The organism is Candidatus Sulfidibacterium hydrothermale, assembly GCF_020149915.1.
Classification (GTDB): domain Bacteria; phylum Bacteroidota; class Bacteroidia; order Bacteroidales; family F082; genus Sulfidibacterium; species Sulfidibacterium hydrothermale.
Window position 1 is genome coordinate 2408183 of sequence record NZ_CP083760.1, and the last position, 26050, is coordinate 2434232.

Below are 26050 nucleotides of genomic sequence, written 5' to 3' on the forward strand. Positions count from 1 at the left end.
ATGATGTCAATGAACTCTTCCGGAGCTGACCTTTACATGTCTATTGCTTGCGTCGGCTGACTCTGCATGTAAACGGCCTTTCTGCTCGCTTCCATTACCAATCATCCTTCATATCTGGTAGTATATACCTTCAACCTTCCGGATGCTTAGTAACTCAATATCTTTATGAACTTTTCTCGTCTTCAAACTTCCAACTTCCGTCTTCCGCTTTCCAACTTCTTGTGGAGAATAAGGGAGTCGAACCCTTGACCTCCAGAATGCAAATCTGGCGCTCTAGCCAACTGAGCTAATCCCCCTCAGAACGTTTCGGATGTTCGATGTTTGATGTTTGATTTTAGATGCTTGATGTTCTTTTGGATGGTTGATGTTTAAATTCCTACCATCTAACATCCCTCATCTGACATCTTATATCATCCATCCCCACATCCGCTCTGTAGTCCCGCGCAGACTTGAACTGCGGACCCCTACATTATCAGTGTAGTGCTCTAACCAACTGAGCTACGGGACTGTTTGGATTGATTAATGTCGAATGATAAATGCTGAAGGCTTCTCAAATGAAGTAATCTTACCACCATTTGCCATTCATCATTAATCCTTCTTCATTCCCAAAACCGCCCCTTAACAAAGTTCTCTGTTAGTGAGCAGTAAACCTTTGCTCTAAAGGGTTGACAGAGAAAGAAAATACTTCAAATACCTGAAGTGTGAAGTACTTGAAATTTGAAGTGCTTTAGGCACTTCTAACTTCAAACTTCCTTCTTCCATCTCTCTGTGGATTCTCCTCATTATGTTTAACAAAAATAAAGCACGCCAATGAAAAGGTACAACTTTCGGTCCTTCTCCCTGTGTAACAGTCTAAGAATCTCTCCAGAAAGGAGGTATTCCAGCCACACCTTCCGGTACGGCTACCTTGTTACGACTTAGCCCCAGTCACTGGTTTTACCCTAGGCAGCTCCTTGCGGTTACCGACTTCAGGTACCCCCAGCTTCCATGGCTTGACGGGCGGTGTGTACAAGGCCCGGGAACGTATTCACCGCGCCATGGCTGATGCGCGATTACTAGCGATTCCAGCTTCACGAAGTCGGGTTGCAGACTTCGATCCGAACTGAGACCGGCTTTCGAGATTCGCTCCCCCTCACGGGGTGGCTGCCCTCTGTACCGGCCATTGTAGCACGTGTGTAGCCCTGGACGTAAGGGCCGTGCTGATTTGACGTCATCCCCACCTTCCTCTCTACTTGCGTAGGCAGTTCCCTTAGAGTCCCCAGCTTTACCTGATGGCAACTAAGGGTAGGGGTTGCGCTCGTTATGGGACTTAACCCGACACCTCACGGCACGAGCTGACGACAACCATGCAGCACCTTGCAGGATGTCCGAAGAAATACCGGTTTCCCGGTACGTCATCCTGCATTTGAGCCCAGGTAAGGTTCCTCGCGTATCATCGAATTAAACCACATGCTCCACCGCTTGTGCGGGCCCCCGTCAATTCCTTTGAGTTTCAACCTTGCGATCGTACTCCCCAGGTGGATAACTTATCGCTTTCGCTTAGTCGCTGACTGTATATCGCCAACAACGAGTTATCATCGTTTACGGCGTGGACTACCAGGGTATCTAATCCTGTTCGCTCCCCACGCTTTCGTGCCTGAGCGTCAATGTCGGCTTAGTGAGCTGCCTTCGCGATCGGTGTTCTGTAGCATCTCTATGCATTTCACCGCTACATGCTACATTCCGCCCACTCCAACCGAATTCTAGATGACCAGTATCAATGGCAGTTCCGAAGTTGAGCCCCGGGATTTCACCACTGACTTAATCATCCGCCTGCGCACCCTTTAAACCCAATGAATCCGGATAACGCTTGCACCCTCCGTATTACCGCGGCTGCTGGCACGGAGTTAGCCGGTGCTTATTCATTTGGTACCTTCAGCCCTGTTCGCAAACAGGGGTTTATTCCCAAATAAAAGCAGTTTACAACCCATAAGGCCGTCTTCCTGCACGCGGCATGGCTGCGTCAGAGTTGCCTCCATTGCGCAATATTCCTTACTGCTGCCTCCCGTAGGAGTCTGGTCCGTGTCTCAGTACCAGTGTGGGGGATCATCCTCTCAGAACCCCTAGACATCGTAGCCTTGGTGAGCCGTTACCTCACCAACTAGCTAATGTCACGCATGCCCATCTCTAACCGCCGGAGCTTTAAATTACATCCCATGCGAAATGTAATTATTATGAGGTATTAATCCCGATTTCTCGGGGCTATCCCCCTGTTAGAGGTAGGTTGCATACGCGTTACGCACCCGTGCGCCGGTCGTGTCACCACCGAAGTGGTGCTTACCCCTCGACTTGCATGTATTAAGCCTGCCGCTAGCGTTCATCCTGAGCCAGGATCAAACTCTTCGTTGTATAAGTATTTTTCAAAAAATTTATACCTTCAAGATCCTGACTGTTTACTCAAAGTCCTGTCTTTTGACAGGGGACTTCCTGCTGTTCCTTTTCTCTTGGCTGTGCTTCATTATGTCTATGAACTTTCTTTCTTTTTCCGTCTCTTCCAAAACGGGAGTGCAAAAGTAATACCTTTTTTTATTCTCGCAAGCCTTTTTTTACTTTTTTTAAAAAAATTTTTGCTCTACTCTGCATCTCCGTCAAAACGCTTTAAATCACTTGCTTATATAATAAACAACCTTAAGCGCCTTCCCCTTCTCATCTTCTCTATGTACTCCCGCAAAAACGGACTGCAAAAATAGTAAGTTTTTATTCCCTGGCAACATTTTTGACAAAATTTTTTTGTGTTTTTTTTACTGCCTGTTTTAACCTATTTATTATCAGTCATTAAATAAATAATTTTTTTATACAGTTCTTTTTTTTCTCCGTGAACACCAAAGAAAAAGCCCCGAAATAATCATCCCGGGGCTGGAAAAATGTTTTAAATCTATCTTATTTCTTTTTTTCGTTCAACGGTTTCACCGGATAGTTTTCCATGATCTTGGCCACAGCACGTTTGATCCGCTCTTCACGCCCTTCCGGTTTTTCTTTTAATACATCGGTAGCAATACCTTCCCATATCAACTTTTTGGCTTTGGCATCAAAAACATTGACGATGAGTGTACCTTCTTTATATTCGTGCTGTGTATAGGTAGTCGTGGAATAAGTGAATCCTGGTCCCCATCCCCAACGCGGGCCATAACCATAATAACCACCATAATAGCCGCCATAAACGCCTGCTCCGGTAGTATGGGCTGTTGTTTCGGTCTTTTCACGGGTAACAAAGAACAGAGAAACAATCAAATCTCCATGATCTTTTACATAGGTCATTCCCCGTTTTTTAAATTCATTCACAAAAGCTTTCTGAACACGTTCTCTATCGAGCGAATTGATATTTTTTTCCGAACCTTTTGCCCACCCATAAAATTCATAGGTTTTGTACTGGTCAAAGTTTACATTTTTATCATAATCGTAATTTACCTTTAAGGTGGAACACCCGGGGAGGAAAATCATTCCCATAAGAACCCCTAACAAAATCAAAGATAGTCTTTTCATTTTTTTAGCATTTAATTTATAATGAACAAAAATAATTATATTTCGGTAAAGATTTACAAAAATCAGACCATTCTTTCTTAAACTTTTCTAAAGATTTGCAAGCGGATTTGGGGAAACAATGGGTATAAAAAAACGGATGTCATACCTATGACATCCGTTTTTCTTTAATCGTTCAACAAAAAGAATGGCTATTCTTCCTTTTTGTTCTCGTCTTTTTTCTCGCCCTTTTCTTCCTGTTTCTTCTCGCTTTTAGGTTCTTTCTTTTCTTCTTTCACTTCGGATTTGGGGGCTTCTTCTTTTTTTGTTTCGGCAGCCGGAGCTTCCTCTTTCTTTTCTGCTACTTTTTCAACCGGCTTTTCTTCCACTTTTTCTTCTTTTTTCACTTCTGCTTCTTTAGCTGTTTCTTTGGCGGTATCAGCAGGAGCTTCTTTCTGTGCCGTTGCAGTTGATTTCTTTTTTCCACCGCGGCGACGCCGTGTAGATTTTGCCTTAGTAGCTGATTTTTCAGCCAACAGGGTTTCGTTAAAGTCAACCAGTTCCATCATGGCCAATTCAGCATTATCGCCTACACGGTTTCCCAATTTAATGATGCGGGTATATCCGCCCGGACGATCAGCCACTTTTTTAGCCACTTCACGGAAAAGTTCCGTTACCGCTTCTTTACTTTGCAAATAGCTAAATACAATACGACGTGAATGGGTTGTATCGTCTTTTGAACGGGTAATCAAAGGCTCAACATAGCTTCTCAAAGCTTTGGCTTTGGCTACCGTAGTGGTAATTCTTTTATGTAAGATCAGGGAAGTGGCCATATTCGCCAACATAGCTTTCCGGTGCGAACTGGTTCTTCCGAGATGATTAAAACTCTTTCTGTGTCTCATGGTTCTTAATCCTTATCTAATTTATATTTTGCTACATTCATTCCAAACTCCAAGTTCTTCGACTCAACCAGTTGTTCCAGCTCAGTTAAAGACTTCTTACCAAAATTTCTAAATTTCAACAAATCACTTTTGTTATAGGAAACCAGATCACCTAATGTATCCACATCGGCTGCTTTAAGGCAGTTGAGGGCACGAACAGACAAATCCAGGTCAACCAATTTGGTTTTCAACAGCTGACGAATATGCAATGTATTTTCATCAAACTCTTCCGAAACGGATTTTTCTTCTGAATCAATGGAAATTTTCTCATCGGAGAACAGCATAAAGTGCTGGATCAGAATCTTTGCCGCTTCTTTTAAAGCATCTTTAGGATGAATTGAACCATCCGTAATGATTTCGAGAATCAGTTTTTCATAGTCGGTTTTCTGTTCGACACGATAATTTTCGATGCTGTATTTCACATTTTTAATCGGCGTGTGAATGGAGTCGATGGCAATAGTACCCACCGGTGCGTCGGGATCTTTATTTTCTTCTGCCGGCACGTATCCTCTTCCTTTACCGATGGTAATTTCCATACTCAGTTTTACCGACGGGTCGAGGTGGCAAATCATTTCGTCCGTATTCAGTACCTGAAAAACAGAAAGGAATTTATTAATATCACCGGCTTTAAACTCGCTCTGATCACCAATAACGATATTTACTTTTTCCGTATTTTCATCAGGAATTTGCTGTTTAAACCGTACTTTCTTCAGGTTGAGGATAATATCGGTAACATCTTCAATGACTCCGTCAATAGAAGAAAATTCGTGTACAACGCCCGCAATTTTAACGTTTGTAATGGCAAAACCTTCGAGCGAGGAAAGAAGAATTCTCCGCAAGGCATTGCCAATAGTAATTCCAAAACCTGGTTCGAGAGGACGAAATTCAAATACGCCTCTGAAGCCATCGGTTTCATTCATAATCACCTTATCAGGCTTTTGAAATGCTAATATCGCCATAGTATCAGTTTAACTTTTTTATTAAAAACAGCAGTAAAATATTATTTAGAGTACAACTCAACAATGAGGTTTTCCTTGATATTTTCAGGAATCTCATCGCGTTCGGGATAGTTCAGAAACTTTCCTTCCATTTTGGCATCATCCCATTCCAGCCACGAAAACGACCGGTTATTGGCGGCCAGGGATTCGGTAATTACTTCCAGGTTTTTCGATTTTTCGCGTACTCCTACGACATCGCCAGCTCGCAAAGAATAAGAGGGAATATTCACCACTTTTCCGTTAACCAAAATATGACGATGAGAAACCAGCTGACGAGCAGCAGCTCGGGTAGGTGCAATACCCAAACGGAAAACTGTATTATCCAAACGGGCTTCGGCCAGTTTCAAGAGATTTTCACCCGTAATTCCCTTACGCTGGGAAGCTTTATGAAAAAGGTTACGAAACTGTTTTTCCAGGATGCCATAAGTATATTTGGCTTTTTGTTTTTCCTGAAGCTGCATTCCGTACTCCGATTGTTTTTTTCTTCTGCGCATTTGGCCATGCTGTCCCGGAGCATAATTCTTTTTCTCGAGATATTTGTCTGCACCGAAAATAGGTTCACCGAATTTCCGTGCAATTTTTGATTTTGGGCCAATATATCTTGCCATAATCTATATAAATTTGTCTGTTTCGTCTTACAATAATTATACTCTTCTTCTTTTGGGCGGACGGCAACCATTATGCGGGATCGGTGTTACATCAATAATTTCAGTAACCTGGATACCCGATGAGTTAATGGTTCTGATAGCCGATTCACGACCGGCACCGGGGCCTTTTACATAAACTTTTACTTTACGCAGACCTAAGCCATAAGCCACTTTGGCACAATCTTCGGCTGACATTTGTGCTGCGTAAGGTGTATTTTTTTTGGATCCTTTAAAGCCCATTTTTCCCGATGATGACCATGAGATAACCTGTCCGGCATCATTGGTAAGGGAAATAATGATGTTGTTAAAAGTAGCCTGAATATAAGCACGTCCTACCGGATCTACTTTGACTACACGTTTTTTTGTATTTCTGGTCCTTTTTGCCATTTTTCGTTTTATTTCGAAATATTAAATCCTATTTATTACTTGGTAGCTTTCTTTTTATTGGCAACGGTTTTCTTACGACCTTTACGGGTACGGGCATTATTTTTGGTTTTCTGCCCGCGAAGAGGAAGGCCGATACGGTGACGAATTCCGCGATAAGTTCCGATGTCCATCAGTCGTTTGATGTTCATCTGTACTTCTGAGCGGAGTTCTCCTTCGACTTTCATTTCACTGATGATCGAACGAATTTTGTTCTGTTCATCATCATCCCAGTCTTTAACCTTTTTATCCCAATCGATACCGGCTTCGGTTAAAATTTTCTGAGCAGTACTTCTGCCAATTCCATAAATGTAAGTTAAACCGATTTCGCCTCTTTTATTTTGGGGAATGTCAACTCCAGCAATTCTTGCCATAATTCTTGTTATTAATTGATTAAAAAAGGATTAACCCTGTCTTTGTTTGTACTTTGGATTCTTTTTATTAATGATATACAATCTTCCTTTCCGACGAACCATTTTGTCCTCGGGTGATCTCTTCTTAATTGATGCACGTATTTTCATGATGTTTCTATTTATATCTAAATGTTATTCTTCCTTTAGTTAAATCGTAAGGAGACATCTCCAGTTTTACTCTGTCACCCGGCAAAATTTTGATGTAATGCATCCGCATTTTACCGGAAATATGCGCGATAATCGTATGCCCGTTTTCCAATTCCACACGAAACATGGCGTTGCCCAACGATTCAATTACCGTGCCATCTTGTTCTATTGACTGTTGTTTTGCCATAATGAACGACTATTTATTATTTAAAACTTTTTCTATCTCCTCAAAACTGGATAAAATATCCGCTTTACCCTGCCTGATGGCTACATCGTGTTCGAAATGTGCCGATGGTTTACCATCAGCCGTACGAATCGTCCATCCATCAGCTTCCTGATACACTTCTTTCACCCCGAGGTTAATCATGGGTTCAATGGCGATACACATTCCGGCTTTCAGTTTAGGACCGGTACCCCGCCGTCCGTAATTAGGCACTTCGGGTTCTTCATGCAGATTTCTCCCCACACCGTGTCCTACCAAATCTCTCACTACGCCATAGCCAAAACTTTCAACATAAGTTTGAATGGCATAACCAATATCCCGGACACGTTTTCCGGCCACTGCCTGCTCAATTCCGAGATAAAGTGCTTTTTTCGTCCGTTCGAGCAATAAAAGCACTTCTTCGTCCACTTCGCCTACCGGAAAAGTGTAAGCTGAGTCGCCATAAAATCCGCCCCAGATTGTTCCGCAGTCGATGGAAACAATGTCTCCATCTTTTAACTCGGTTTCATCCGGAATACCATGTACCACTGCATCGTTTACAGAGATACAAAGGGTAGCGGGGAAACCGCCATATCCTTTAAAACCAGGAACGGCACCGTTATCGCGAATAAACTCTTCGGCAATACGGTCCAACGTAATGGTTTTTACTCCGGGCCGGATATGTTTTGCCACTTCGGCAAGTGTTTTTCCAACAAGTAAAGAACTGTGTCTTTGTATTTCTATTTCTTCGTCTGTTTTAATCGGTATCATCACGAAGAAAAATTACATTCCGCCAAATGCCGACGGTCTTCCCTTAATTCTTCCTGACTTGGTCAGTCCGTCATAATGGCGCATCAACAAATAACTTTCGATTTGCTGCAGGGTATCCAAAACCACTCCCACAAGAATCAACAACGATGTTCCGCCATAGAACGCAGCAAACCCACTGTTTACTCCGATAAGCCGGGCAAAAAGAGGCAAAATAGCAATCAGACCGAGGAAAATAGATCCTGGCAATGTAATCCGCGATAAAATATTATCGAGATACTCAGCTGTTTTACGCCCCGGTTTTACACCCGGAATAAATCCGCCATTTTTCTTCAAATCCTCTGCCATCTGGTTTGGATTAATGGTAATGGCGGTATAAAAGTAAGTAAACAGAATGATCATGATAAAGAAAGTGAAATTGTACCAGAAACCATTAAAATCGGTAAAGGCAGCAGCAATTCCACTTAAGGTATCACTATTGGCAAATCCTACCAAAGTAAGCGGTAAAAACATAATGGCCTGTGCAAAAATGATCGGCATTACACCGGCAGCATTCACTTTCAACGGTAAATACTGACGCACGCCACCATATTGTTTGTTTCCAACAATTCTTTTGGCATATTGAACCGGTACTTTTCGGGTTCCCTGTACCAACAAGATGGTAAACAGGATCACCAGCACCAGCATTAAGATTTCGAGAAGGAAGTAAACCATTCCACCATTGGTTTCCACAATACGGGAAACGAATTCCTGGAACAAGGCACCGGGGAGCCGGGCAATGATACCAATCATAATGATGAGGGAGATTCCGTTGCCGACACCTTTATCGGTAATTTTTTCGCCAAGCCACATCACGAACAGGGTACCTGAAATCAGGATAATGGTGGACGAAACCCAGAAAAAGACCGGGGGATGTGTCACAGCAGGATTAAAAGGAGTAATGGCCTGCGGTGGCACCTGCGAAACCAGGTTGGCAATATAAGCCGGAGCCTGAAAAGCAACAATAGCTACGGTCAAATAACGGGTAATCTGATTAATTTTCCGTGTACCGCTTTCTCCTTCGCGCTGCAAGCGTTGAAAATAAGGAATTGCCATTCCGAGCAACTGGATCACAATCGAAGCCGAAATATAAGGCATAATCCCCAGTGCAAAAATGGATGCATGCGAGAAAGCACCACCGGAAAACATGTTTAACAGTCCCATTAGGCCGGAGCTACCCTGATTTTGCAGATTGGTAAGCATATTAGGATCCACACCCGGAAGCACTACATACGAACCAAGACGGTAAATCGCAATGATTCCGAGAGTATAGAGGATACGCTTACGGAGCTCCTCAATCTTATAAATGTTTCTTATGGTTTCTATAAATTTTTTCATTCCATCTTAAATTATAATGGCCTGACCTCCCTGTGCTTCGATAGCGGTTTTAGCAGTTTTAGTAAAAGCATGAGCAGAAACTTCCAGTTTAGCTTTCAGTTCGCCACGGCCCAAAATTTTGATTAAATCATTTTTCGATACAAGACCGTTTTCAATTAAAACTTCCTGATTAATCACCGTAAGGTTTTTTTCATCGGCAAGTTTCTGAAGAACGTCAAGGTTAACGCCCTGATATTCTTTACGGTTTATATTTTTAAAACCAAATTTCGGAACCCTTCTAAAGAGAGGCATTTGTCCGCCTTCGAAACCACTTTTTTGCTTATAGCCGGACCTTGACTGGGCACCTTTGTGTCCGCGTGTAGAAGTACCGCCTCTACCGGAACCTTGTCCCCTGCCAATTCTCTTTTTGTTCTTTACAGAACCTTTTGCCGGTTTAAGATTGCTTAAATCCATTGTTTTTCCTTGTTTTAAATTTCTTCAACCTTCAATAAATGTTTCACTTTTTCAATCATTCCCAGCACCTGAGGGGTAGATTCTACCTCTTTCGGGCGGTTCAGTTTTTTCAGTCCGAGCGCTTCCAATGTTTTTTTCTGACGCAAGGGTCTGTTAATAGCGCTTCTCACCTGAGTAATTCTCAACTTTGTCATATCTCTCAATGCTCCTATCCGTTAAAAACAGTATCTAATTCTACCCCTCTTACTTGTGCAACAGTAATGGGGTCGCGCAATTTAGTTAACGCATCAATGGTTGCTTTCACCACAGAGTGAGGATTCGACGAACCTTTTGATTTGGCCAATACGTTTTTCACGCCGACACTTTCCAGTACGGCACGCATAGCACCACCGGCGATAACACCGGTACCGGGAGCAGCCGGTTGGATATAAACCCGGGCGCCGCTGTATTTTCCGGTTTGTTCGTGCGGGATGGTACCTTTCAGCACAGGAACTTTTACCAGGTGTTTTTTGGCATCATCAATTCCTTTGGCAATAGCAGCAGTAACTTCCTTTGCTTTACCCAGTCCATAGCCTACTACACCGTTTTCGTTTCCTACAACCACAATGGCAGAGAAGCTGAAAGTCCGTCCTCCTTTGGTCACTTTCGTCACTCTTTGGATACTCACCAGCCTGTCTTTAAATTCGATATCGCTGGATTTAATCTTTTTTACGTTTGCGTTTGACATAATTTTCTAAAATTTAAGTCCTCCTTCTCTGGCAGCATCAGCAAGTGCTTTTACTCTGCCATGGTACAGATAACCGTTTCTATCGAAAACAACTGTTGTAATTCCGGCAGCTAAGGCCCGTTCGGCGGCCAGCTTACCTACTTTATTCGCTTGTTCTATCTTGGTCATTTTTTGTCCTTCCAGACTCTTGTCGGCGGATGATGCAGAAACCAATGTTTTTTGTGCCAGGTCGTCAATCAACTGAACATAAATTTGTTTGTTGCTTCTGAAGACACTCATACGGGGACGTTCAGCAGTCCCTTTGATGGTCTTCCTGACCCGCATCTTAATCCTGTTTCTACGAAATACTTTTTTATTCTTAATAGCCATCTCTTTAATGGATTTTTCAGTTTATGAATGCGTCTGCAATTATTTTTTCTCTGCTGATTTACCGGCTTTACGTCTGAGTTCTTCACCCTGGAACCGGATTCCTTTACCTTTATACGGCTCGGGTTTACGGAAAGAGCGGATTTTAGCAGCCACCTGACCCAGCAGTTGTTTATCGGCAGAGGTCATTTTAATCTGTGGATTTTTCCCTCGCTCAGAAACCGTTTCGATTTTAATTTCGGAAGGGATTTCCATAAAGATATTATGAGAATAACCCAGAGACAGTTCAAGGAGCTGACCTTTGGCTTCGGCTTTAAAACCCACACCGACCAATTCCTGCACCGTTGTAAAACCCTGGCTAACTCCTGTAATCATATTATTCAGCAACGAGCGGTACAAACCATGTTTTGATTTGTGCTCTTTGCTTTCAGTAGCTCTGGAGAGTACCACACGGCCGTCTTCCACTTTCACAGTAATGGCAGGGTCAACAACCTGAGTCAGTTCGCCCAGTTTTCCTTTTACGGTAACTACATTGTTATCGCTCACCTTTACTTCCACTCCCTGCGGGATGGTTATCGGTAATCTTCCTATTCTTGACATTGCTCTTTCTCCTGTATTAACTTACGTAACAAATAACTTCGCCGCCCACATTCAGTTTCCGAGCTTCTTTATCGGTAATTACACCGGCAGAAGTGGACAAAATAGCGATACCCAGTCCGTTGATCACACGCGGGAGATCTCTGGCTCCCACATATTTCCGCAAACCAGGTGTCGAAGCACGCTGAATGGTATTGATAGCGGGCATTTTGGTAACGGGATGATATTTCAGGGCAATTTTAATGGTTTCAAATTTGCCTGAATCATCGAATTTATAATTCAGTATATATCCTTTTTCATAAAGGATTTTTGTAATGTTCTTTTTCAGGTTAGAAGCGGGTATTTCCACCATACGGTGTCCGGCTGCTACGGCGTTCCTGATTCTTGTCAAATAGTCTGCTATTGGATCGGTATTCATCTTCCTTAATTTTTTAACTACCAACTGGCTTTTTTAATTCCGGGAATAAGGCCTTTGAGAGCCATTTCTCTGAATTCAATACGTGAAATTCCAAACTGTCTCATATACCCTTTCGGTCTTCCGGAGAGCTGACAACGGTTGTGTAAACGAACGGGAGACGAGTTTTTGGGTAATTTTTGCAAACCTTCGTAATCTCCGGCAGCTTTCAAGGCAGCACGTTTAGCCGCATATTTCTCCACCATTTTTTGTCTTTTGCGCTCCCGCGCTTTCATCGACTCTTTTGCCATGTTTGCTTATTTTTTTTGATTTTTAAATGGTAATCCAAATTCTTTCAACAAAGCGAAAGCTTCTTCGTCGGTTCTGGCCGATGTTACAAAAGTAATGTCCATACCGTTAATACGCATCACATTGTCGATATTAATTTCAGGGAAAATGATTTGTTCGGGAACACCAAAGGTGTAATTTCCGTGGCCATCAAATCCTTTATCGTTAATGCCTTTAAAGTCGCGTACACGCGGCAGGGCTACGGCAATAAGTTTATCCAGAAACTCGTACATTTTGTCACCACGCAGGGTTACCCGAACTCCAATGGGGTTTCCTCTTCTCAGTTTAAAATTGGAAACGTCTCTTTTAGAGATCGTCGGCACTGCTTTTTGTCCGGTAATAGCGGTCATTTCAGCAATACCGGCATCGATCAGTTTCTTGTCGGTAAGCGCAGCACCAATTCCCTGGTTAATTGCAATTTTCTCCAACTTGGGAACCTGCATAATGGTTTTGTAACCAAATTTTTTGGTTAATGCAGGAATAATTTCCTCAAAGTATTGTTTCTTTAATCTAGGTTGATATTCCATTACTTAATTACCTCCCCTGATTTTTTTGAGTAACGAACTGATTTACCGGTCTTCTCATCCAATTTACGTCCCACACGGGTAGGATTACCGGAAGGGTCAATCACTTTCAGGTTAGAAAGATGAATGGGCGCTTCCTTTTTAATAATCCCTCCATTGGGGTAATCGGCATTGGGCTTCGTATGTTTAGCAATCATATTCACACCTTCCACAATTGCCCTGTTTTTCTCGGCGATAACTTCCAGCACTTTACCAGAGCGACCTTTGTCGTTTCCGGCAATGACCATCACATTATCCCCTTTTTTTATATGCAACTTTGCCATATCTAACTTTTTTCTGGGTTTAAAGCACCTCAGGTGCCAGTGAAACAATTTTCATATATTGTTTTTCACGCAATTCACGGGCAACGGGACCGAAGATACGGGTTCCCATCATTTCGCCGGAGGCATTCAGCAACACACAGGCGTTATCATCAAAACGAATATAAGACCCGTCGCTCCTTCTGATTTCCTTTTTAGTTCTGACTACAACAGCTTTGGCAACAGCGCCTTTTTTCACGTTTCCGGAAGGGATAGCGTTTTTAACGGTTACCACAATCTGGTCACCTACCGATGCATATCTTTTCCGTGTACCGCCTAAAACCCGGATAACCAGCACTTCTCTGGCTCCGCTGTTGTCAGCAACCGTAAGTCTTGATTCTTGTTGTACCATGATTATTTCGCTCTTTCAATAATTTCTACTAATCTCCAATTTTTTCTTTTGCTCAGAGGACGTGTTTCCATAATGCGAACGGTATCACCGATATTGCATTCATTGTTCTCGTCGTGGGCAATAAATTTTTTGGTCTTCTTGACAAATTTTCCATAAATGGGATGTTTAAAACGGCGTTCGATTCTAACCACAATCGATTTGTCCATTTTATTGCTAACGACAAGACCAATTCTTTCTTTTCTAAGATTTCTCTTTTCCATTGTAGCGTTTACTTATTGTTTTTTTCCTCTTCTAATTCTCTTCTTCTGAGCTCTGTGAGCATACGGGCAATTGTTTTTTTACTTTCAACAATTACCTGCGGATTTTCCAACGGAGAAACGGCATGATTGAGTTTCAGACGGGTAAGATGTTTTCTTTCTTCTACCAGTCTGTCCTGCAGATCGGCCGTACTCATTTCTTTGACAACTTCCTGTTTCATAGTTCTTTCTAATTTTCGACGTAATCACGTCTAACCACAAATTTAGTTTTTACAGGCAATTTTTGGGCTGCCAAGCGCATAGCTTCCCGCGCAATTTCCAACGGAACGCCATCAGCTTCGAATAAAATCCGGCCCGGAGTAATCCGTGCAACAAAATATTCGGGAGCCCCTTTTCCTTTACCCATACGTACCTCAGCCGGTTTTTTGGTTACCGGTTTATCGGGAAAAATACGAATCCAGATTTGCCCCTGACGTTTCATGTAACGGGTAACAGCCTGACGGGCAGCTTCAATCTGACGACCGGTGATCCAGGCTTGCTCAAGGGTTTTAATGCCGTAAGAGCCAAAAGCCAGCTGGGCACCTCTTTGGGCATTCCCTTTCATCCGGCCCTTTTGCTGCTTTCTATATTTAGTTTTTTTCGGTTGTAACATTTTTCGTTTCCTTTAAAATATTATCAATGCTCTGTTATCTTCTTCTTCTCGGGCGTCCGCCACCACGTACAGGACCTCTCTGACGACCGGAGTTTTTATCTTCAACGGAAACCAAATCGGGACGTCCGTAAATTTCTCCTTTAAAGATCCAGACTTTAATACCAATTCGTCCGTAAGTGGTATGGGCTTCTACCAAAGCATAGTCGATATCGGCACGCAAGGTATGCAAAGGAATCCGTCCTTCTTTATACATTTCGCTCCGCGCCATTTCGGCACCACCCACACGGCCGGAAATAATGACTTTAATACCACCGGCACCCAAACGCATGCTGGAGGCAATAGCTGTTTTGATAGCCCGGCGGAAAGAAACACGTCCTTCAATCTGACGGGCAATGTTGGTGGCCACCAAACGGGCATCCAGCTCCGGACGTCTGATTTCGGAAATATTGATTTGTACCTCTTTCCGGGTCAGTTTTTTCAATTCTTCTTTCAGTTTATCCACTTCGGCACCGCCTTTTCCAATAATAATACCCGGCCGGGCCGTAAAAATAGTTACGGTAACCATTTTCAGGGTACGCTGAATCATAATCTTGGAAATCCCGGCTTTAGCCAAACGGGCATTCAGGTACTTACGGATTTCGTTGTCTTCAATGAGTTTTTCAGAGAAGTTTTTACCGCCGTACCAGTACGAGTCCCATCCTTTGATGATTCCTAATCTGAGTCCTATTGGATTAGTTTTTTGTCCCATTTAATCTATACTGTTAAAGATGTTAATTATTCGTTATTTGCTGTTTCAGCAGCCACTTCTTCGGTTGCTTTCATTTCTTCCGTACGGTTACCGAGAATCAGCGTAACATGGTTTGAGCGTTTCCGGATACGGTGTGCTCTACCCTGCGGTGCCGGTTGAATTCGTTTCAACATGCGGCCGCCGTCAACCATAATTTGTTTAATGTAAAGCTGATTATCTTCGATACGGGCACCTTCGTTTTTCACTTCCCAGTTGGCAATAGCCGAACGCAAGAGTTTATAAAGGCTGCCTGCAGCTTCTTTTTGCGTATGCTGAAGGACATGAAGAGCCTGTTCGGCATCCATTCCGCGAACCAGATCGGCTACGAGACGCATTTTACGCGGTGAAGCGGGAACATTCCGCAACCGTGCAATATACTGGGTTTTACGCTCTTCTTTACGCTTTTCAGCACTATTATGTTTTCTAGATCCCATTTTTCTTGTGCTTTATTTTCTACCTTTATCTTTTTTACCGGCATGTCCGCGAAAAATGCGGGTAGGAGCAAATTCTCCCAGTTTATGCCCAACCATATTTTCTGTAATATACACAGGAATAAATTTATTCCCGTTATGAACGGCGATGGTTTGCCCTACAAAGTCAGGTGAAATCATGGAAGCACGTGACCAGGTTTTGATCACCGTCTTCTTTCCTGACTCAACATTGGCCAACACCTTCTTTTCCAGTTTATAATGAATGTATGGTCCTTTTTTTAATGAACGGCTCATATTCGTATCCTTTTAATTCAGCTTAGATTACTTTCTTTTATCAATGATATATTTGTTGGAAGCCTTTTTCTTGGAACGGGTTTTGTAACCTTTAGCAGGAAGGCCTTTTCTCGAACGCGGATGTCCACCCGAAGCACGACCTTCGCCACCACCCATGGGGTGATCAACCGGGTTCATAGCCACACCACGAACACGCGGGCGACGGCCTAACCAACGGCTACGACCTGCTTTTCCTGATTTCTCCAGCTGATGGTCACTATTGGAAACCATTCCAATGGTTGCCTTACAAGTTTGCAAAATCATCCGGGTTTCACCAGAAGGCATCTTAATGATGGCAAATTTACCGTCACGCGACATCAACTGAGCATAAGCACCGGCACTACGGGCCATTTTGGCACCCTGTCCGGGACGCAATTCAATATTATGAATAATCGTTCCGAAAGGCACTTCACTCAGGTACATGGTATTTCCCACTTCAGGAGAAACGCCTTTACCAGAGATAACCTGTTGTCCGACTTTCAAACCCTGCGGGGCAATAATGTAGCGCTTTTCACCATCGGCATAATGCACCAAAGCGATACGTGCAGTACGATTCGGATCATACTCAATGGTCTTCACCGTACCCGGAATGCCCTCTTTATCGCGTTTGAAATCGATAATTCTATATTTCTTTTTATGACCACCGCCAATATTACGCACGGTCATTTTTCCTTCGCTGTTTCGTCCACCTGAACTTTTTTTACCCACCAATAAACTTTTTTCAGGTTTACTGGTAGTAATGTCGTCAAAAGCGCTGATTATTTTAAAGCGCTGACCTGGTGTCGTCGGTTTATATTTCTTTAGAGCCATGTCTTTCGTCTAGATGTTGCTAAAAAAATCAATTGTATCTCCTTCGGCAAGCGTCACCACCGCTTTTTTATACGCTTTGGTCTTGCCGGATATCACACCGGATTTTGTAAACCTTGATTTACTTTTTCCGGAATAATTCATCGTATTTACGGAAAGAACCTGCACATTGTATAAATCTTCAATCTCTTTCCTAATTTGGATCTTGTTGGCTCTTTTGTCAACAATAAAACCAAATTGATTGAGCTTATCGCCTTTGGCAGTCATTTTTTCCGTAATCACCGGTTTCAATATTACACCCATCTTCTTCGGATTTATATTTTTTAAAATATTTCTTCGGTTGCTTTCACCGCGCTTTCGGTAAAAATCAATGTACCGCCGTTTAAAATATCGTAAGTATTTAAGGAGGCAGCACGCATTACTCTGGCATTCGGCAAATTACGCACCGAAAGGTAGAGGTTTTGATCGCTATCGGTAACGATGAGCAAAGATTTCCCGTCTTTCACTTTCAATTGATCCAGAATTTTGAGATAATCTTTGGTTTTGGGGGCATCCAATTTAAAATCTTCCACCACCAAAATTTCGTTATCCTTTGCTTTGTAGGTTAAAGCCGATTTGCGGGCCAACCGTTTTACTTTTTTGTTCAGTTTAAAAGAGTAATCGCGGGGATGCGGTCCAAAAACGCGTCCGCCACCACGGAACAAGGGATTTTTAATATCACCGGCACGAGCTGTTCCTGTTCCCTTTTGTCTTTTAATTTTCCGGGTACTTCCGCTAACATCACTCCGCTCTCTGGTGTCGTGAGTTCCCTGACGACGATTGGCCATAATCTGCTTCACATCCAAATAAATGGCGTGGTCGTTAGGTTCGATACCAAAAATAGTATCGGGCAGTACCACTCTACGGCCGGTATCTTCTCCTTGAATATTTACAACTGCTAATTCCATCTTTCTACAATTACGTATGAATTATTGGGACCGGGAACGGCACCTTTTACAACTAATAAATTCTTTTCAGGAATAATTTTCATCACACGCAGGTTAATCATTTTCACCCGGTCACCACCGGTACGTCCTGCCATGCGCATTCCTTTAAAAACCCTCGAAGGATAAGAAGATGCGCCCAATGAACCGGGAGCTCTCATCCGGTTATGCTGACCGTGTGTAGCATCATTAACCCCACGGAAACCATGACGTTTTACCACACCCTGAAAACCTTTTCCTTTGGAAGTGCCTACCACATCCACAAATTCGCCTTCCGTAAAAACTTCAACGGTAACCGTTTCGCCCAGTTCTTTCTTTTCCTGAAAACGGGTAAACTCGGCAACCACTTTTTTAGGCGTTGTGTTGGCCTTGGCAAAATGTCCTTTTAAAGCTTTGGTTGTATGCTTTTCTTTTTTCTCTCCATAGGCCAGCTGGATAGCCGAGTAACCGTCATTTTCCACGGTACGTACCTGGGTAACCACACACGGCCCGGCTTCAATGACGGTACAGGGAATATTTTTCCCGTTTTCGTCATAGATGCTGGTCATCCCTATTTTTTTTCCAATTATTCCTGACATTGCTTTATCTCTTTAAGCCGTTAATAGTTTATATCAAACTTTGATTTCTACTTCCACACCACTGGGCAGCTCCAGTTTCATGAGCGCATCAATGGTTTTCGAAGTGGAATTATACACATCCATCAACCTTTTATAAGTGTCCAGCTCAAACTGTTCACGCGATTTTTTATTCACAAAGGTCGAACGGTTAACCGTGTAAATTTTCTTATGGGTCGGTAAAGGAATGGGACCGCTTACTACGGCTCCGGTTGATTTTACCGTTTTTACGATCTTCTCGGCCGATTTGTCAACCAGGTTATGATCGTACGATTTGAGTTTTATTCTGATTCTTTGGCTCACTTTATATAGTTTTTACTAAACAATACCTTTTATCTTTTTTATCACTTCTTCGGCAATATTCGCCGGTGTTTCAGCATAACTATGAAATTCCATAGTGGACGAAGCTCTTCCCGAAGTTAACGTCCGCAATGCGGTAACATAACCAAACATTTCGGACAACGGCACTTTGGCTTTTACCACCTGGAATCCCAGTTTCGTCGTGATGTCTTCCAAAATAGCCCGTCTTTTATTCAGATCACCGGTTACATCACCCACATACTCATCCGGGGTAACCACCTCAAGACGCATAATGGGCTCCAGCAATACGGCTTTGGCTTTACGTGCAGCGGCTTTGAAACCGAGCTTGGCTGCCATCTCAAACGAGAGCTGATCGGAATCTACCGGATGGTAACTTCCGTCAAACAACCGGACACGCATGCTTTCCACCGGGTAACCAGCCAAAACTCCATTTTGCATGGCCATTTCGAAACCTTTTTTCACCGAGGGGATAAACTCTTTCGGAATATTTCCGCCTTTGACTTCATCCACAAATTCAAGTCCTTCTTCGGTGCCTTCGGCAGGACCAAGCTCAAACTGAATATCGGCAAATTTACCCCGGCCACCTGTTTGTTTTTTATAGACTTCACGGTGAGTAACCGACGATGTAAGCGCTTCTTTATAAGCCACCTGCGGATTACCCACTTTGCATTCTACTTTAAACTCACGTTTCAGCCGGTCGATAAGAATATCCAAATGCAATTCGCCCATACCGGAAATAATGGTCTGGCCCGAATTTTCATCAGAACGCACACGGAAAGTCGGGTCTTCCTCAGCCAGTTTGGCCAATGCAGCGCCCATTTTATCCATATCGCCCTGTGTTTTGGGCTCAATGGCCACACTGATCACCGGATCAGGGAAAGTCATGGACTCCAGAATAATCGGATGTTTTTCGTCGGTCAGCGTATCTCCTGTACGGATAGTTTTAAATCCAACAGCTGCACCAATGTCTCCGGCTTCGATCTTATCGAGCGGATTTTGCTTGTTGGCATGCATCTGCATGATCCGGCTAATCCGTTCTTTCTTACCCGTAGAGACATTCAGTACGTACGAACCCGATTTTAAGGTTCCCGAATAAACACGGAAAAAACAAAGACGTCCCATATACGGGTCAGTGGCAATTTTAAAAGCCAAAGCCGCAAAATGATCGTTGGGATCAGGACTGCGATACTCTTCTTTTTCCGTTTTCGGATTAATTCCTTTAATGGCATCAATATCCAACGGGCTGGGCAAAAACTCAATAATGGCGTTCAAAAGCATTTGAACCCCTTTATTTTTGAAAGCCGAGCCGCACATTACCGGAGTAATTCGCATTTCAAGCGTTGCTTTCCGGATTACTTCGATCATTTCCTGCTCGGTAATGGAATCGGGGTCATCCATGAATTTCTCCAGCAACTCATCGCTTTCTTCTGCCACACCTTCAATCAGTTTCATACGGTAATCATAAACCGTATCTTCCAGATCTTCAGGAATGGGTATTTCAATAATTTTGGTTCCTTTGGTGGAATCATCCCACACAAAGGCTTTATTTTTCACCAGATCAACTACGCCCTGAAAATCTTCTTCCGCTCCGATAGGAATCTGAATCGGCACCGGATTAGCTCCCAGGCGATCTTTAATCTGATCAATCACGCCAAAGAAATCGGCTCCGGCGCGGTCCATCTTATTCACAAAACTAATACGCGGAACTTTGTACTTATCGGCTTGCCGCCAAACGGTTTCCGATTGAGGTTCCACACCGCCTACAGCACAAAACAACGCTACGGCGCCATCCAGCACACGCAACGAACGTTCTACTTCCACGGTAAAGTCAACGTGTCCGGGAGTATCAATAATATTGATTTTATGCTTTTTACCTTCCAGCTCCCAAAAAACGGTTGTGGCAGCTGATGTAATGGTAATTCCCCGCTCCTGCTCCTGAACCATCCAGTCCATAGTGGCAGCTCCCTCGTGTACTTCACCAATTTTGTAATTCTTTCCGGTATAGAAAAGAATACGTTCGGTAACAGTGGTTTTACCGGCGTCGATATGCGCCATAATCCCAATGTTCCGGGTGAATCTTAACTTGTTATTTTTTTCGGGTGTTGCCATCTTATCTCTTCGTAATCTGCATCAATACACTAAAACCTGAAATGAGAGAAAGCTTTGTTGGCTTCAGCCATACGGTGGGTGTCTTCCTTTTTCTTGAAAGCAGCCCCTTCTTCACGGTAAGCAGCCAAAATTTCACCGGCCAGTTTTTGCCCCATGGTTTTTTCATGACGTTTACGGGCAAAACCGATAAGGTTTTTCATTCCGATAGACTGTTTACGGGCCGGACGAATTTCAGAAGGAATCTGAAAAGTAGCACCACCAATACGGCGACTTCTAACCTCAACCGATGGAGTAACATTGGCCAAGGCTTTTTTCCAAACATCCAAAGCATTTTCTTCTTCCCCGATTTTCGAAGCTACAATATCCATAGCATCGTAAAAAATCTTAAAAGCAAGGCTTTTCTTCCCCTCCAACATGATGTTGTTCACAAACTTGGTGACCAACACATCGTTATAACGCGGGTCGGGCAGAATAATTCGTTTTTTAGGTTTTGCTTTTCTCATTATATCTTGAGCTTAAAATACTTGTCTAATTTTTTTTATTTTTTCTTAGGCCGTTTGGTACCATATTTTGAACGGCGTTGTGTACGACCTTCCACACCGGAAGTATCCAGTGCCCCACGGATAATGTGATAACGCACACCCGGGAGGTCTTTTACACGACCGCCACGGATCATCACAATAGAGTGCTCCTGCAAGTTATGACCTTCGCCGGGAATATAGGCATTCACCTCTTTTCCATTGGTCAAACGTACCCTGGCCACTTTACGCATGGCAGAGTTAGGTTTTTTCGGTGTAGTGGTATAAACCCTTACACAAACTCCACGACGTTGCGGACATGAATCCAACGCAGGTGATTTGCTTTTATCAACCAGCTTGTTGCGTCCTTTTCTTACTAACTGTTGTATTGTAGGCATATCAAACTTTAATTAATTCTTTTTATCCTCATTTTTTGGAGGCGCAAAAGTATAAAATATTTCAATCCAAAATACTTTTTACTAAAATTAAAGTTGAAGGAAAATTGAAAAGGTAAGCTATTCAAAACAACAGCGGTAAATTTCAGATTCTTTACCGATGCCGAACCTATAACGTTTTACCTTATCAGGTTCCTTTAACTTCGTCTGTTTCAGTAGTTTTTACTACTTTTACCGTCCAAAACGGGGTGCAAAGGTAAAAAGTTTTTTTGAATTGACAAGAAAATCACTGAAAATCAGAAAAAATATTTACTCCAAAGCTATTCTTTTTGGTTTCCCTGAATAAATTCGGAACAAAAGAATCTTAATCATACCCAATTCCCACTTCTCCCAACACGCCAGTACTTCAAGTACTTAAAATGCCTAAAGTTTGAAGTGCGCTAAAGTGGGAAATCACAAAAGACAAATCCAAAAAAATATCAAACGCCAAAAACCAACTGTTTTGTCCTGTTGAACGCAGTGAAACATCTCTTTTAAAGCCGTGGTTATTTTTGAGATCCTTCGCTCCGCTCAGGAGGACAGTAATACAACAATAAACCAATGATAACTAATAACTCATCCTTCTACATTCATCGTTCTACACTTATCGTTCATCATTTGCCATTCTCTCTGAATAAATTCGAAACAAAAGAATCTTAATCATACCCAATTCCTACCTTACCCAACACGCCAGTACTTCAAGTGACTAAAATTAGAAGTGCCTAAAGTTTGAAATCGCAAAAGACAAATCCAAAAAAATATCAAACGCCAAAAACCAACTGTTTTGTCCTGTTGAACGCAGTGAAACATCTCTTTTAATAATCGTGGTTATTTTTGAAATCCTTCGCTGTACCCGGAACAGATCCCAACCCCATTTATCATTCTACACTCATCGCTGACATCAAACATCCTTCTATCCCAACATTCTCCATCCATCCTTGGAGATCCTTCGCTCCGCTCAGGATGGAAAAGAGCAAAAAAAAGTCCGGACCCTACCAGCCCGGACTTTGCTTACAAAGCTTCTATAAACATTATTTTTTCTTTTTCGATTTTGCTTTTTTCTGATTCATCTTGGCTTCCCTTTCTTCAATTTTCTTGTCTTCGCGGGCACCATGCAGCAGGTCGTATGCAATGGGGCTGGCCGTAAAGACCGAAGAATAAGTACCAATGGTAATCCCTACCAGCAAAGCAAACACGAAACCACGAATGACTTCTCCACCGAAAATAAAGATCACCAACAATACCACTAACGTAGTACCTGATGTATTCATTGTACGGGCCAAAGTCTGGTTCAAACCTTCATTCATATTTCGTTTCAACGTATGCCGCGGGAAAAGGTTCACATTTTCACGAATACGGTCAAAGATAATTACCGTATCGTTAATGGAGTACCCGATGATGGTCAAAATAGCTGCTATAAACGATTGGTCCACCTGCATACTAAAGGGCATAATACCGTTAAACAACGAGAAGACCCCTATCGTAATTAAGGTATCGTGGAACAACGCGGCCACACCTCCCACGCCATATTGCCAGTTTTTAAACCGGATGGCAACATAAATAAAGATGATGAGCAGCGCAAAGAAGATCGCAAAATAGGCTTTCTCCCGAATGTCGTAAGCAATCGTCGGCCCAAATTTTTGCGAGCTCAAAATACCCAGTAATTTGTTTTCTCCTTCAGTATCTGAAGTAAATGCCTTAAATGAGATCGGTTTTTTATAGAATTTCTTCAGGCCGTTGTACAATTTGGTCTGTAAGATAGAATCCACATTGTCACGGTTATCATCGATCAAATATTTGGTGACAATTTTTATTTGGTTATCCGGACCAAACGTTTTCACAATCGGAGCCTGGTTGTCAAATTCAGCCGTAAGGGCTTTCCGGATGGCTTCAGTATTTACATTTTGGTCAAAGCGCACCACAAAAGTACGTCCCCCGGTGAAGTCAACCCCAAAGTTCAGCCCTTTGGTAAATAATGAAATCAAACCAACTAAAATCAGTGTTCCGGAGAAGATATAGGCTTTTTTCCGCATCCCGATAAAATCGAAATGGGTGTTCGAAAGGGTATTCGCCGTCCATTTATAAGAGAAGGTAATCTTTTTGTTTTTCTTCAGCATCCCTTCAAAGATGATACGGGAGATGAAGATAGCGGTAAAGAGAGACGAAAGCAGACCGATAATCAAGGTGGTAGCAAATCCCTGAATAGGACCGGTACCAAACACATACAATACTACACCGGTCAGCAACGTGGTCACGTTACCGTCGATAATAGCCGAATAAGCATTTCTATATCCGTCGGTCAATGCAAGGCGTAGTCCTTTTCCTGCCCGCATTTCTTCTTTAATACGCTCGTAAATAATTACGTTAGCATCCACCGCCATACCTAGCGTCAGCACAATACCGGCAATACCTGGAAGCGTCAGTACCGCACCCAGTGAGGCCAGCACGCCTAACAAGAAAAATACGTTGACAATCAAAGCCAAACTGGCTACCCAACCGGCTTTGTTGTAGTACACGATCATATAAACCAGCACCACAATGAAAGCCAAAATAAAGCTGTTCATACCGGCACGTACCGCTTCGCGTCCCAAAGAAGGACCCACCACGGCTTCTTCCACAATTTTGGCCGGAGCAGGCAATTTACCGGCTTTCAGAATATTTGCCAGGTCTTTGGCTTCTTCTACCGTCATGCCCCCACCGGAAATAGAAGAACGTCCGTTGGGAATCTGATCGTTAACCACCGGATAAGAGTAAACATAACCATCAAGAACAATGGCAATTTGTTTACCAATATTTTCACCGGTAAGCCGTTTCCATATCTTAGCCCCTTCGCTGTTCATCTGCAGGTCAACCGTTACCCGGCCGTTTTGGTCAAAATCCTGACGGGCGTCAGAGATCACATCACCGCCAAGGGCTGCACTTCCGTCACGTGAACTGGCTTTTAATGCAATTAAAGCCAAATAATTCGGCGTATGCGGATCGGGTTTAACCGCCCAGGCCAGTTTCAGGTCACGCGGGAAAATATTTTTCACCATTTTCAGCATCCGGTTCACACGGGCCGTATCTTTAATGGCTACCAATCCCACACGGGCCGTGTTGGCCGGATAGTAACGGCCGTCTTTTCCCTGAATATAGGACGGATGCAAATAAGCATATAACGGATTTTTCTTTGCATACGTAGAAAAAGAAGCGTTTTCATTTTGTCCTTTGGTAGTATCCTTGGCAATTTTGTTCAGCAAGCTGTTTGTAGCTGTATCCGAAACGGCTTTGGTCGTTTTATTTCCGGTTGCCGTTGCTTTTTGCGAAGCTGCCGTTTTAGTAGAATCGGACAGTAAGTTTTCTTCTGCACGCAGTTTAGCATTGGCTTCATCAAAATAAGTGTGAATATCTGCGAAGCTATATGTTTCCCAAAACTGGAGTTTTGCGGTTCCCTGCAGCAGTTTCCGCACCCGTTCAGGATCTTTAATTCCCGGAAGCTCCACCAAAATACGTCCGCTGGTAGCCAGTTTCTGAATATTCGGCTGGGCTACCCCAAAACGGTCAATACGGGTTCGCAAAATCTGGAAAGTACGATCCACCGCACCATCGGTTTCTTTTTTCAGCACTTTCAGTACTTCAGCATTGGACGATGTGGTTGTAATTCCCTTATCTTTAAATTCATACAAAAAAATGGAAGCCAGGCGACCATTGGGATCCACTTTATGAAAAGCTTCTCCAAAAAGCGTAACAAAGTCTTTATTGCTGTGTTTTTGCATTTCGGTAGCCAGTTTCATGGCTTTCCGGAAAGCCGGGTCTTTACTATGGCCGGCAAGTGCATCAACAATATCCTGCACTTTTACTTCGAGCACTACGTTCATTCCGCCTTTCAGGTCAAGGCCAAGGTTCAGCTCTCTTTCTTTTACCTGTTTGTAAGTGTATTTTCCAATGCCCAGGTTGTACACCACTTCGTTATTCACACTGTCGAGATAATATTTCTCACGTGCTTTGGCAATTGAATCAAGATAATACACTTCTTTGGCTTCATTTCCCTTAGCCAGCTCTTTTGCCAGACGGACCGCCTCTTTGTTGTGTGCATAAGCCTTTGCTTTTTTCTCCACCCGGGCTGCCACATACGTAAAACTCAGCTGATACAGGCATACCAGGCCAAAGGCAATAGCAAAAAACTTGATAGCTCCTTTGTTTTGCATTTGAAATTAGATATTTATAATTTTACTTTCATTTTAAGAGGGTGCAAAAATAGAATAATATTTCATACATCCCAATAACGCTT

The 26050-nt window shown here is 42.9% G+C and carries 35 protein-coding genes, 2 tRNA genes and 1 rRNA gene; all 38 read right to left on the minus strand.

Going from position 1 to position 26050, the window contains the following annotated elements; genetic code table 11:
* Positions 1–222: 222 nt before the first annotated feature.
* The 38 genes from LA303_RS09775 to secDF all read right to left on the minus strand — a co-directional run bounded on the left by LA303_RS09775 (position 223) and on the right by secDF (position 25967).
* Positions 223–296: transfer RNA gene (locus tag LA303_RS09775), tRNA-Ala, on the minus strand.
* Between the two features lie 138 nt (positions 297–434).
* A tRNA-Ile gene (locus LA303_RS09780) sits at positions 435–508 on the minus strand.
* Positions 509–868: 360 nt separating this feature from the next.
* Positions 869–2388: ribosomal RNA gene (locus LA303_RS09785) — 16S ribosomal RNA — on the minus strand.
* A 531-nt stretch (positions 2389–2919) separates the two neighbouring features.
* Positions 2920–3522, minus strand: a complete 603-nt coding sequence (locus LA303_RS09790) for a DUF4136 domain-containing protein (RefSeq protein WP_240525101.1) — start codon at positions 3520–3522, stop codon at positions 2920–2922.
* Between the two features lie 188 nt (positions 3523–3710).
* Positions 3711–4400 (minus strand): 50S ribosomal protein L17, encoded by a 690-nt coding sequence (rplQ, locus tag LA303_RS13605; protein WP_240525102.1) that lies wholly within the window; start codon positions 4398–4400, stop codon positions 3711–3713.
* A gap of 5 nt (positions 4401–4405) precedes the next feature.
* Complete coding sequence (locus LA303_RS09800; protein WP_240525103.1) at positions 4406–5398, minus strand: DNA-directed RNA polymerase subunit alpha; 993 nt, start codon at positions 5396–5398, stop codon at positions 4406–4408.
* A gap of 41 nt (positions 5399–5439) precedes the next feature.
* On the minus strand, positions 5440–6045 hold the full coding sequence (gene rpsD, locus LA303_RS09805) for a 30S ribosomal protein S4 (protein WP_240525105.1): 606 nt from the start codon (positions 6043–6045) through the stop codon (positions 5440–5442).
* Between the two features lie 36 nt (positions 6046–6081).
* Entirely contained in the window at positions 6082–6471 is a 390-nt protein-coding gene (gene rpsK / locus LA303_RS09810; protein ID WP_240525106.1) for a 30S ribosomal protein S11, read from the minus strand.
* A 35-nt stretch (positions 6472–6506) separates the two neighbouring features.
* Complete coding sequence (gene rpsM, locus LA303_RS09815; RefSeq protein ID WP_240525107.1) at positions 6507–6881, minus strand: 30S ribosomal protein S13; 375 nt, start codon at positions 6879–6881, stop codon at positions 6507–6509.
* 30 nt (positions 6882–6911) lie between these two features.
* Positions 6912–7028 (minus strand): 50S ribosomal protein L36, encoded by a 117-nt coding sequence (gene rpmJ, locus LA303_RS09820; protein ID WP_240525108.1) that lies wholly within the window; start codon positions 7026–7028, stop codon positions 6912–6914.
* Between the two features lie 7 nt (positions 7029–7035).
* On the minus strand, positions 7036–7254 hold the full coding sequence (infA, locus tag LA303_RS09825) for a translation initiation factor IF-1 (RefSeq protein WP_240525109.1): 219 nt from the start codon (positions 7252–7254) through the stop codon (positions 7036–7038).
* Between the two features lie 9 nt (positions 7255–7263).
* Positions 7264–8040, minus strand: a complete 777-nt coding sequence (gene map / locus LA303_RS09830) for a type I methionyl aminopeptidase (RefSeq protein ID WP_240525111.1) — start codon at positions 8038–8040, stop codon at positions 7264–7266.
* 12 nt (positions 8041–8052) lie between these two features.
* On the minus strand, positions 8053–9414 hold the full coding sequence (gene secY / locus LA303_RS09835) for a preprotein translocase subunit SecY (RefSeq protein WP_240525112.1): 1362 nt from the start codon (positions 9412–9414) through the stop codon (positions 8053–8055).
* Between the two features lie 6 nt (positions 9415–9420).
* Positions 9421–9867 carry a 50S ribosomal protein L15 gene (rplO, locus tag LA303_RS09840; protein ID WP_240525113.1) on the minus strand — a complete coding sequence of 149 codons (447 nt, stop codon included), beginning with the start codon at positions 9865–9867 and terminating at the stop codon, positions 9421–9423.
* Between the two features lie 14 nt (positions 9868–9881).
* Entirely contained in the window at positions 9882–10061 is a 180-nt protein-coding gene (rpmD, locus tag LA303_RS09845) for a 50S ribosomal protein L30 (protein ID WP_240525114.1), read from the minus strand.
* Positions 10062–10075: 14 nt separating this feature from the next.
* Positions 10076–10594, minus strand: coding sequence for a 30S ribosomal protein S5 (gene rpsE, locus LA303_RS09850; protein ID WP_240525115.1), 519 nt, complete (start codon positions 10592–10594; stop codon positions 10076–10078).
* A gap of 6 nt (positions 10595–10600) precedes the next feature.
* Positions 10601–10957, minus strand: a complete 357-nt coding sequence (gene rplR, locus LA303_RS09855; RefSeq protein WP_394371584.1) for a 50S ribosomal protein L18 — start codon at positions 10955–10957, stop codon at positions 10601–10603.
* Positions 10958–11002: 45 nt separating this feature from the next.
* On the minus strand, positions 11003–11560 hold the full coding sequence (rplF, locus tag LA303_RS09860; protein ID WP_240525118.1) for a 50S ribosomal protein L6: 558 nt from the start codon (positions 11558–11560) through the stop codon (positions 11003–11005).
* Positions 11561–11576: 16 nt separating this feature from the next.
* A complete protein-coding gene (gene rpsH / locus LA303_RS09865) occupies positions 11577–11975 on the minus strand; it encodes a 30S ribosomal protein S8 (protein ID WP_240525120.1) in 399 nt (132 codons plus the stop codon).
* Positions 11976–11992: 17 nt separating this feature from the next.
* Positions 11993–12262, minus strand: coding sequence for a 30S ribosomal protein S14 (gene rpsN, locus LA303_RS09870; protein WP_240525121.1), 270 nt, complete (start codon positions 12260–12262; stop codon positions 11993–11995).
* Positions 12263–12268: 6 nt separating this feature from the next.
* Positions 12269–12826: a 50S ribosomal protein L5 gene (rplE, locus tag LA303_RS09875; protein ID WP_240525122.1), complete on the minus strand. Its 558-nt coding sequence runs from the start codon at positions 12824–12826 to the stop codon at positions 12269–12271.
* On the minus strand, positions 12826–13146 hold the full coding sequence (rplX, locus tag LA303_RS09880) for a 50S ribosomal protein L24 (RefSeq protein WP_240525123.1): 321 nt from the start codon (positions 13144–13146) through the stop codon (positions 12826–12828). Before rplX ends, rplE begins: the two co-directional genes overlap by 1 nt.
* Positions 13147–13165: 19 nt before the next feature.
* Complete coding sequence (gene rplN, locus LA303_RS09885) at positions 13166–13534, minus strand: 50S ribosomal protein L14 (RefSeq protein ID WP_240525124.1); 369 nt, start codon at positions 13532–13534, stop codon at positions 13166–13168.
* A gap of 2 nt (positions 13535–13536) precedes the next feature.
* Positions 13537–13794 carry a 30S ribosomal protein S17 gene (rpsQ, locus tag LA303_RS09890; RefSeq protein ID WP_240525125.1) on the minus strand — a complete coding sequence of 86 codons (258 nt, stop codon included), beginning with the start codon at positions 13792–13794 and terminating at the stop codon, positions 13537–13539.
* A gap of 8 nt (positions 13795–13802) precedes the next feature.
* Positions 13803–14012, minus strand: a complete 210-nt coding sequence (gene rpmC / locus LA303_RS09895) for a 50S ribosomal protein L29 (protein ID WP_240525127.1) — start codon at positions 14010–14012, stop codon at positions 13803–13805.
* Positions 14013–14020: 8 nt separating this feature from the next.
* Positions 14021–14443, minus strand: coding sequence for a 50S ribosomal protein L16 (gene rplP / locus LA303_RS09900; protein ID WP_240525128.1), 423 nt, complete (start codon positions 14441–14443; stop codon positions 14021–14023).
* Positions 14444–14477: 34 nt separating this feature from the next.
* Positions 14478–15191, minus strand: coding sequence for a 30S ribosomal protein S3 (gene rpsC / locus LA303_RS09905; RefSeq protein ID WP_240525129.1), 714 nt, complete (start codon positions 15189–15191; stop codon positions 14478–14480).
* Between the two features lie 26 nt (positions 15192–15217).
* Positions 15218–15664, minus strand: a complete 447-nt coding sequence (gene rplV / locus LA303_RS09910) for a 50S ribosomal protein L22 (RefSeq protein WP_240525130.1) — start codon at positions 15662–15664, stop codon at positions 15218–15220.
* 12 nt (positions 15665–15676) lie between these two features.
* Entirely contained in the window at positions 15677–15955 is a 279-nt protein-coding gene (gene rpsS / locus LA303_RS09915; RefSeq protein WP_240525131.1) for a 30S ribosomal protein S19, read from the minus strand.
* 27 nt (positions 15956–15982) lie between these two features.
* Positions 15983–16804 (minus strand): 50S ribosomal protein L2, encoded by an 822-nt coding sequence (gene rplB / locus LA303_RS09920; RefSeq protein WP_240525132.1) that lies wholly within the window; start codon positions 16802–16804, stop codon positions 15983–15985.
* A 9-nt stretch (positions 16805–16813) separates the two neighbouring features.
* A complete protein-coding gene (gene rplW / locus LA303_RS09925; protein WP_240525134.1) occupies positions 16814–17104 on the minus strand; it encodes a 50S ribosomal protein L23 in 291 nt (96 codons plus the stop codon).
* A 20-nt stretch (positions 17105–17124) separates the two neighbouring features.
* A complete protein-coding gene (gene rplD / locus LA303_RS09930) occupies positions 17125–17748 on the minus strand; it encodes a 50S ribosomal protein L4 (RefSeq protein WP_240525135.1) in 624 nt (207 codons plus the stop codon).
* Positions 17739–18362, minus strand: coding sequence for a 50S ribosomal protein L3 (gene rplC, locus LA303_RS09935; protein WP_240525136.1), 624 nt, complete (start codon positions 18360–18362; stop codon positions 17739–17741). Before rplC ends, rplD begins: the two co-directional genes overlap by 10 nt.
* Positions 18363–18395: 33 nt before the next feature.
* Positions 18396–18701 carry a 30S ribosomal protein S10 gene (rpsJ, locus tag LA303_RS09940; RefSeq protein WP_240525137.1) on the minus strand — a complete coding sequence of 102 codons (306 nt, stop codon included), beginning with the start codon at positions 18699–18701 and terminating at the stop codon, positions 18396–18398.
* A gap of 15 nt (positions 18702–18716) precedes the next feature.
* A complete protein-coding gene (gene fusA, locus LA303_RS09945) occupies positions 18717–20828 on the minus strand; it encodes an elongation factor G (protein ID WP_240525139.1) in 2112 nt (703 codons plus the stop codon).
* A gap of 29 nt (positions 20829–20857) precedes the next feature.
* On the minus strand, positions 20858–21331 hold the full coding sequence (gene rpsG, locus LA303_RS09950) for a 30S ribosomal protein S7 (protein WP_240525141.1): 474 nt from the start codon (positions 21329–21331) through the stop codon (positions 20858–20860).
* A gap of 35 nt (positions 21332–21366) precedes the next feature.
* Positions 21367–21744: a 30S ribosomal protein S12 gene (gene rpsL, locus LA303_RS09955; RefSeq protein WP_240525143.1), complete on the minus strand. Its 378-nt coding sequence runs from the start codon at positions 21742–21744 to the stop codon at positions 21367–21369.
* 1067 nt (positions 21745–22811) lie between these two features.
* A complete protein-coding gene (gene secDF, locus LA303_RS09960) occupies positions 22812–25967 on the minus strand; it encodes a protein translocase subunit SecDF (protein ID WP_240525145.1) in 3156 nt (1051 codons plus the stop codon).
* Positions 25968–26050: the final 83 nt, after the last annotated feature.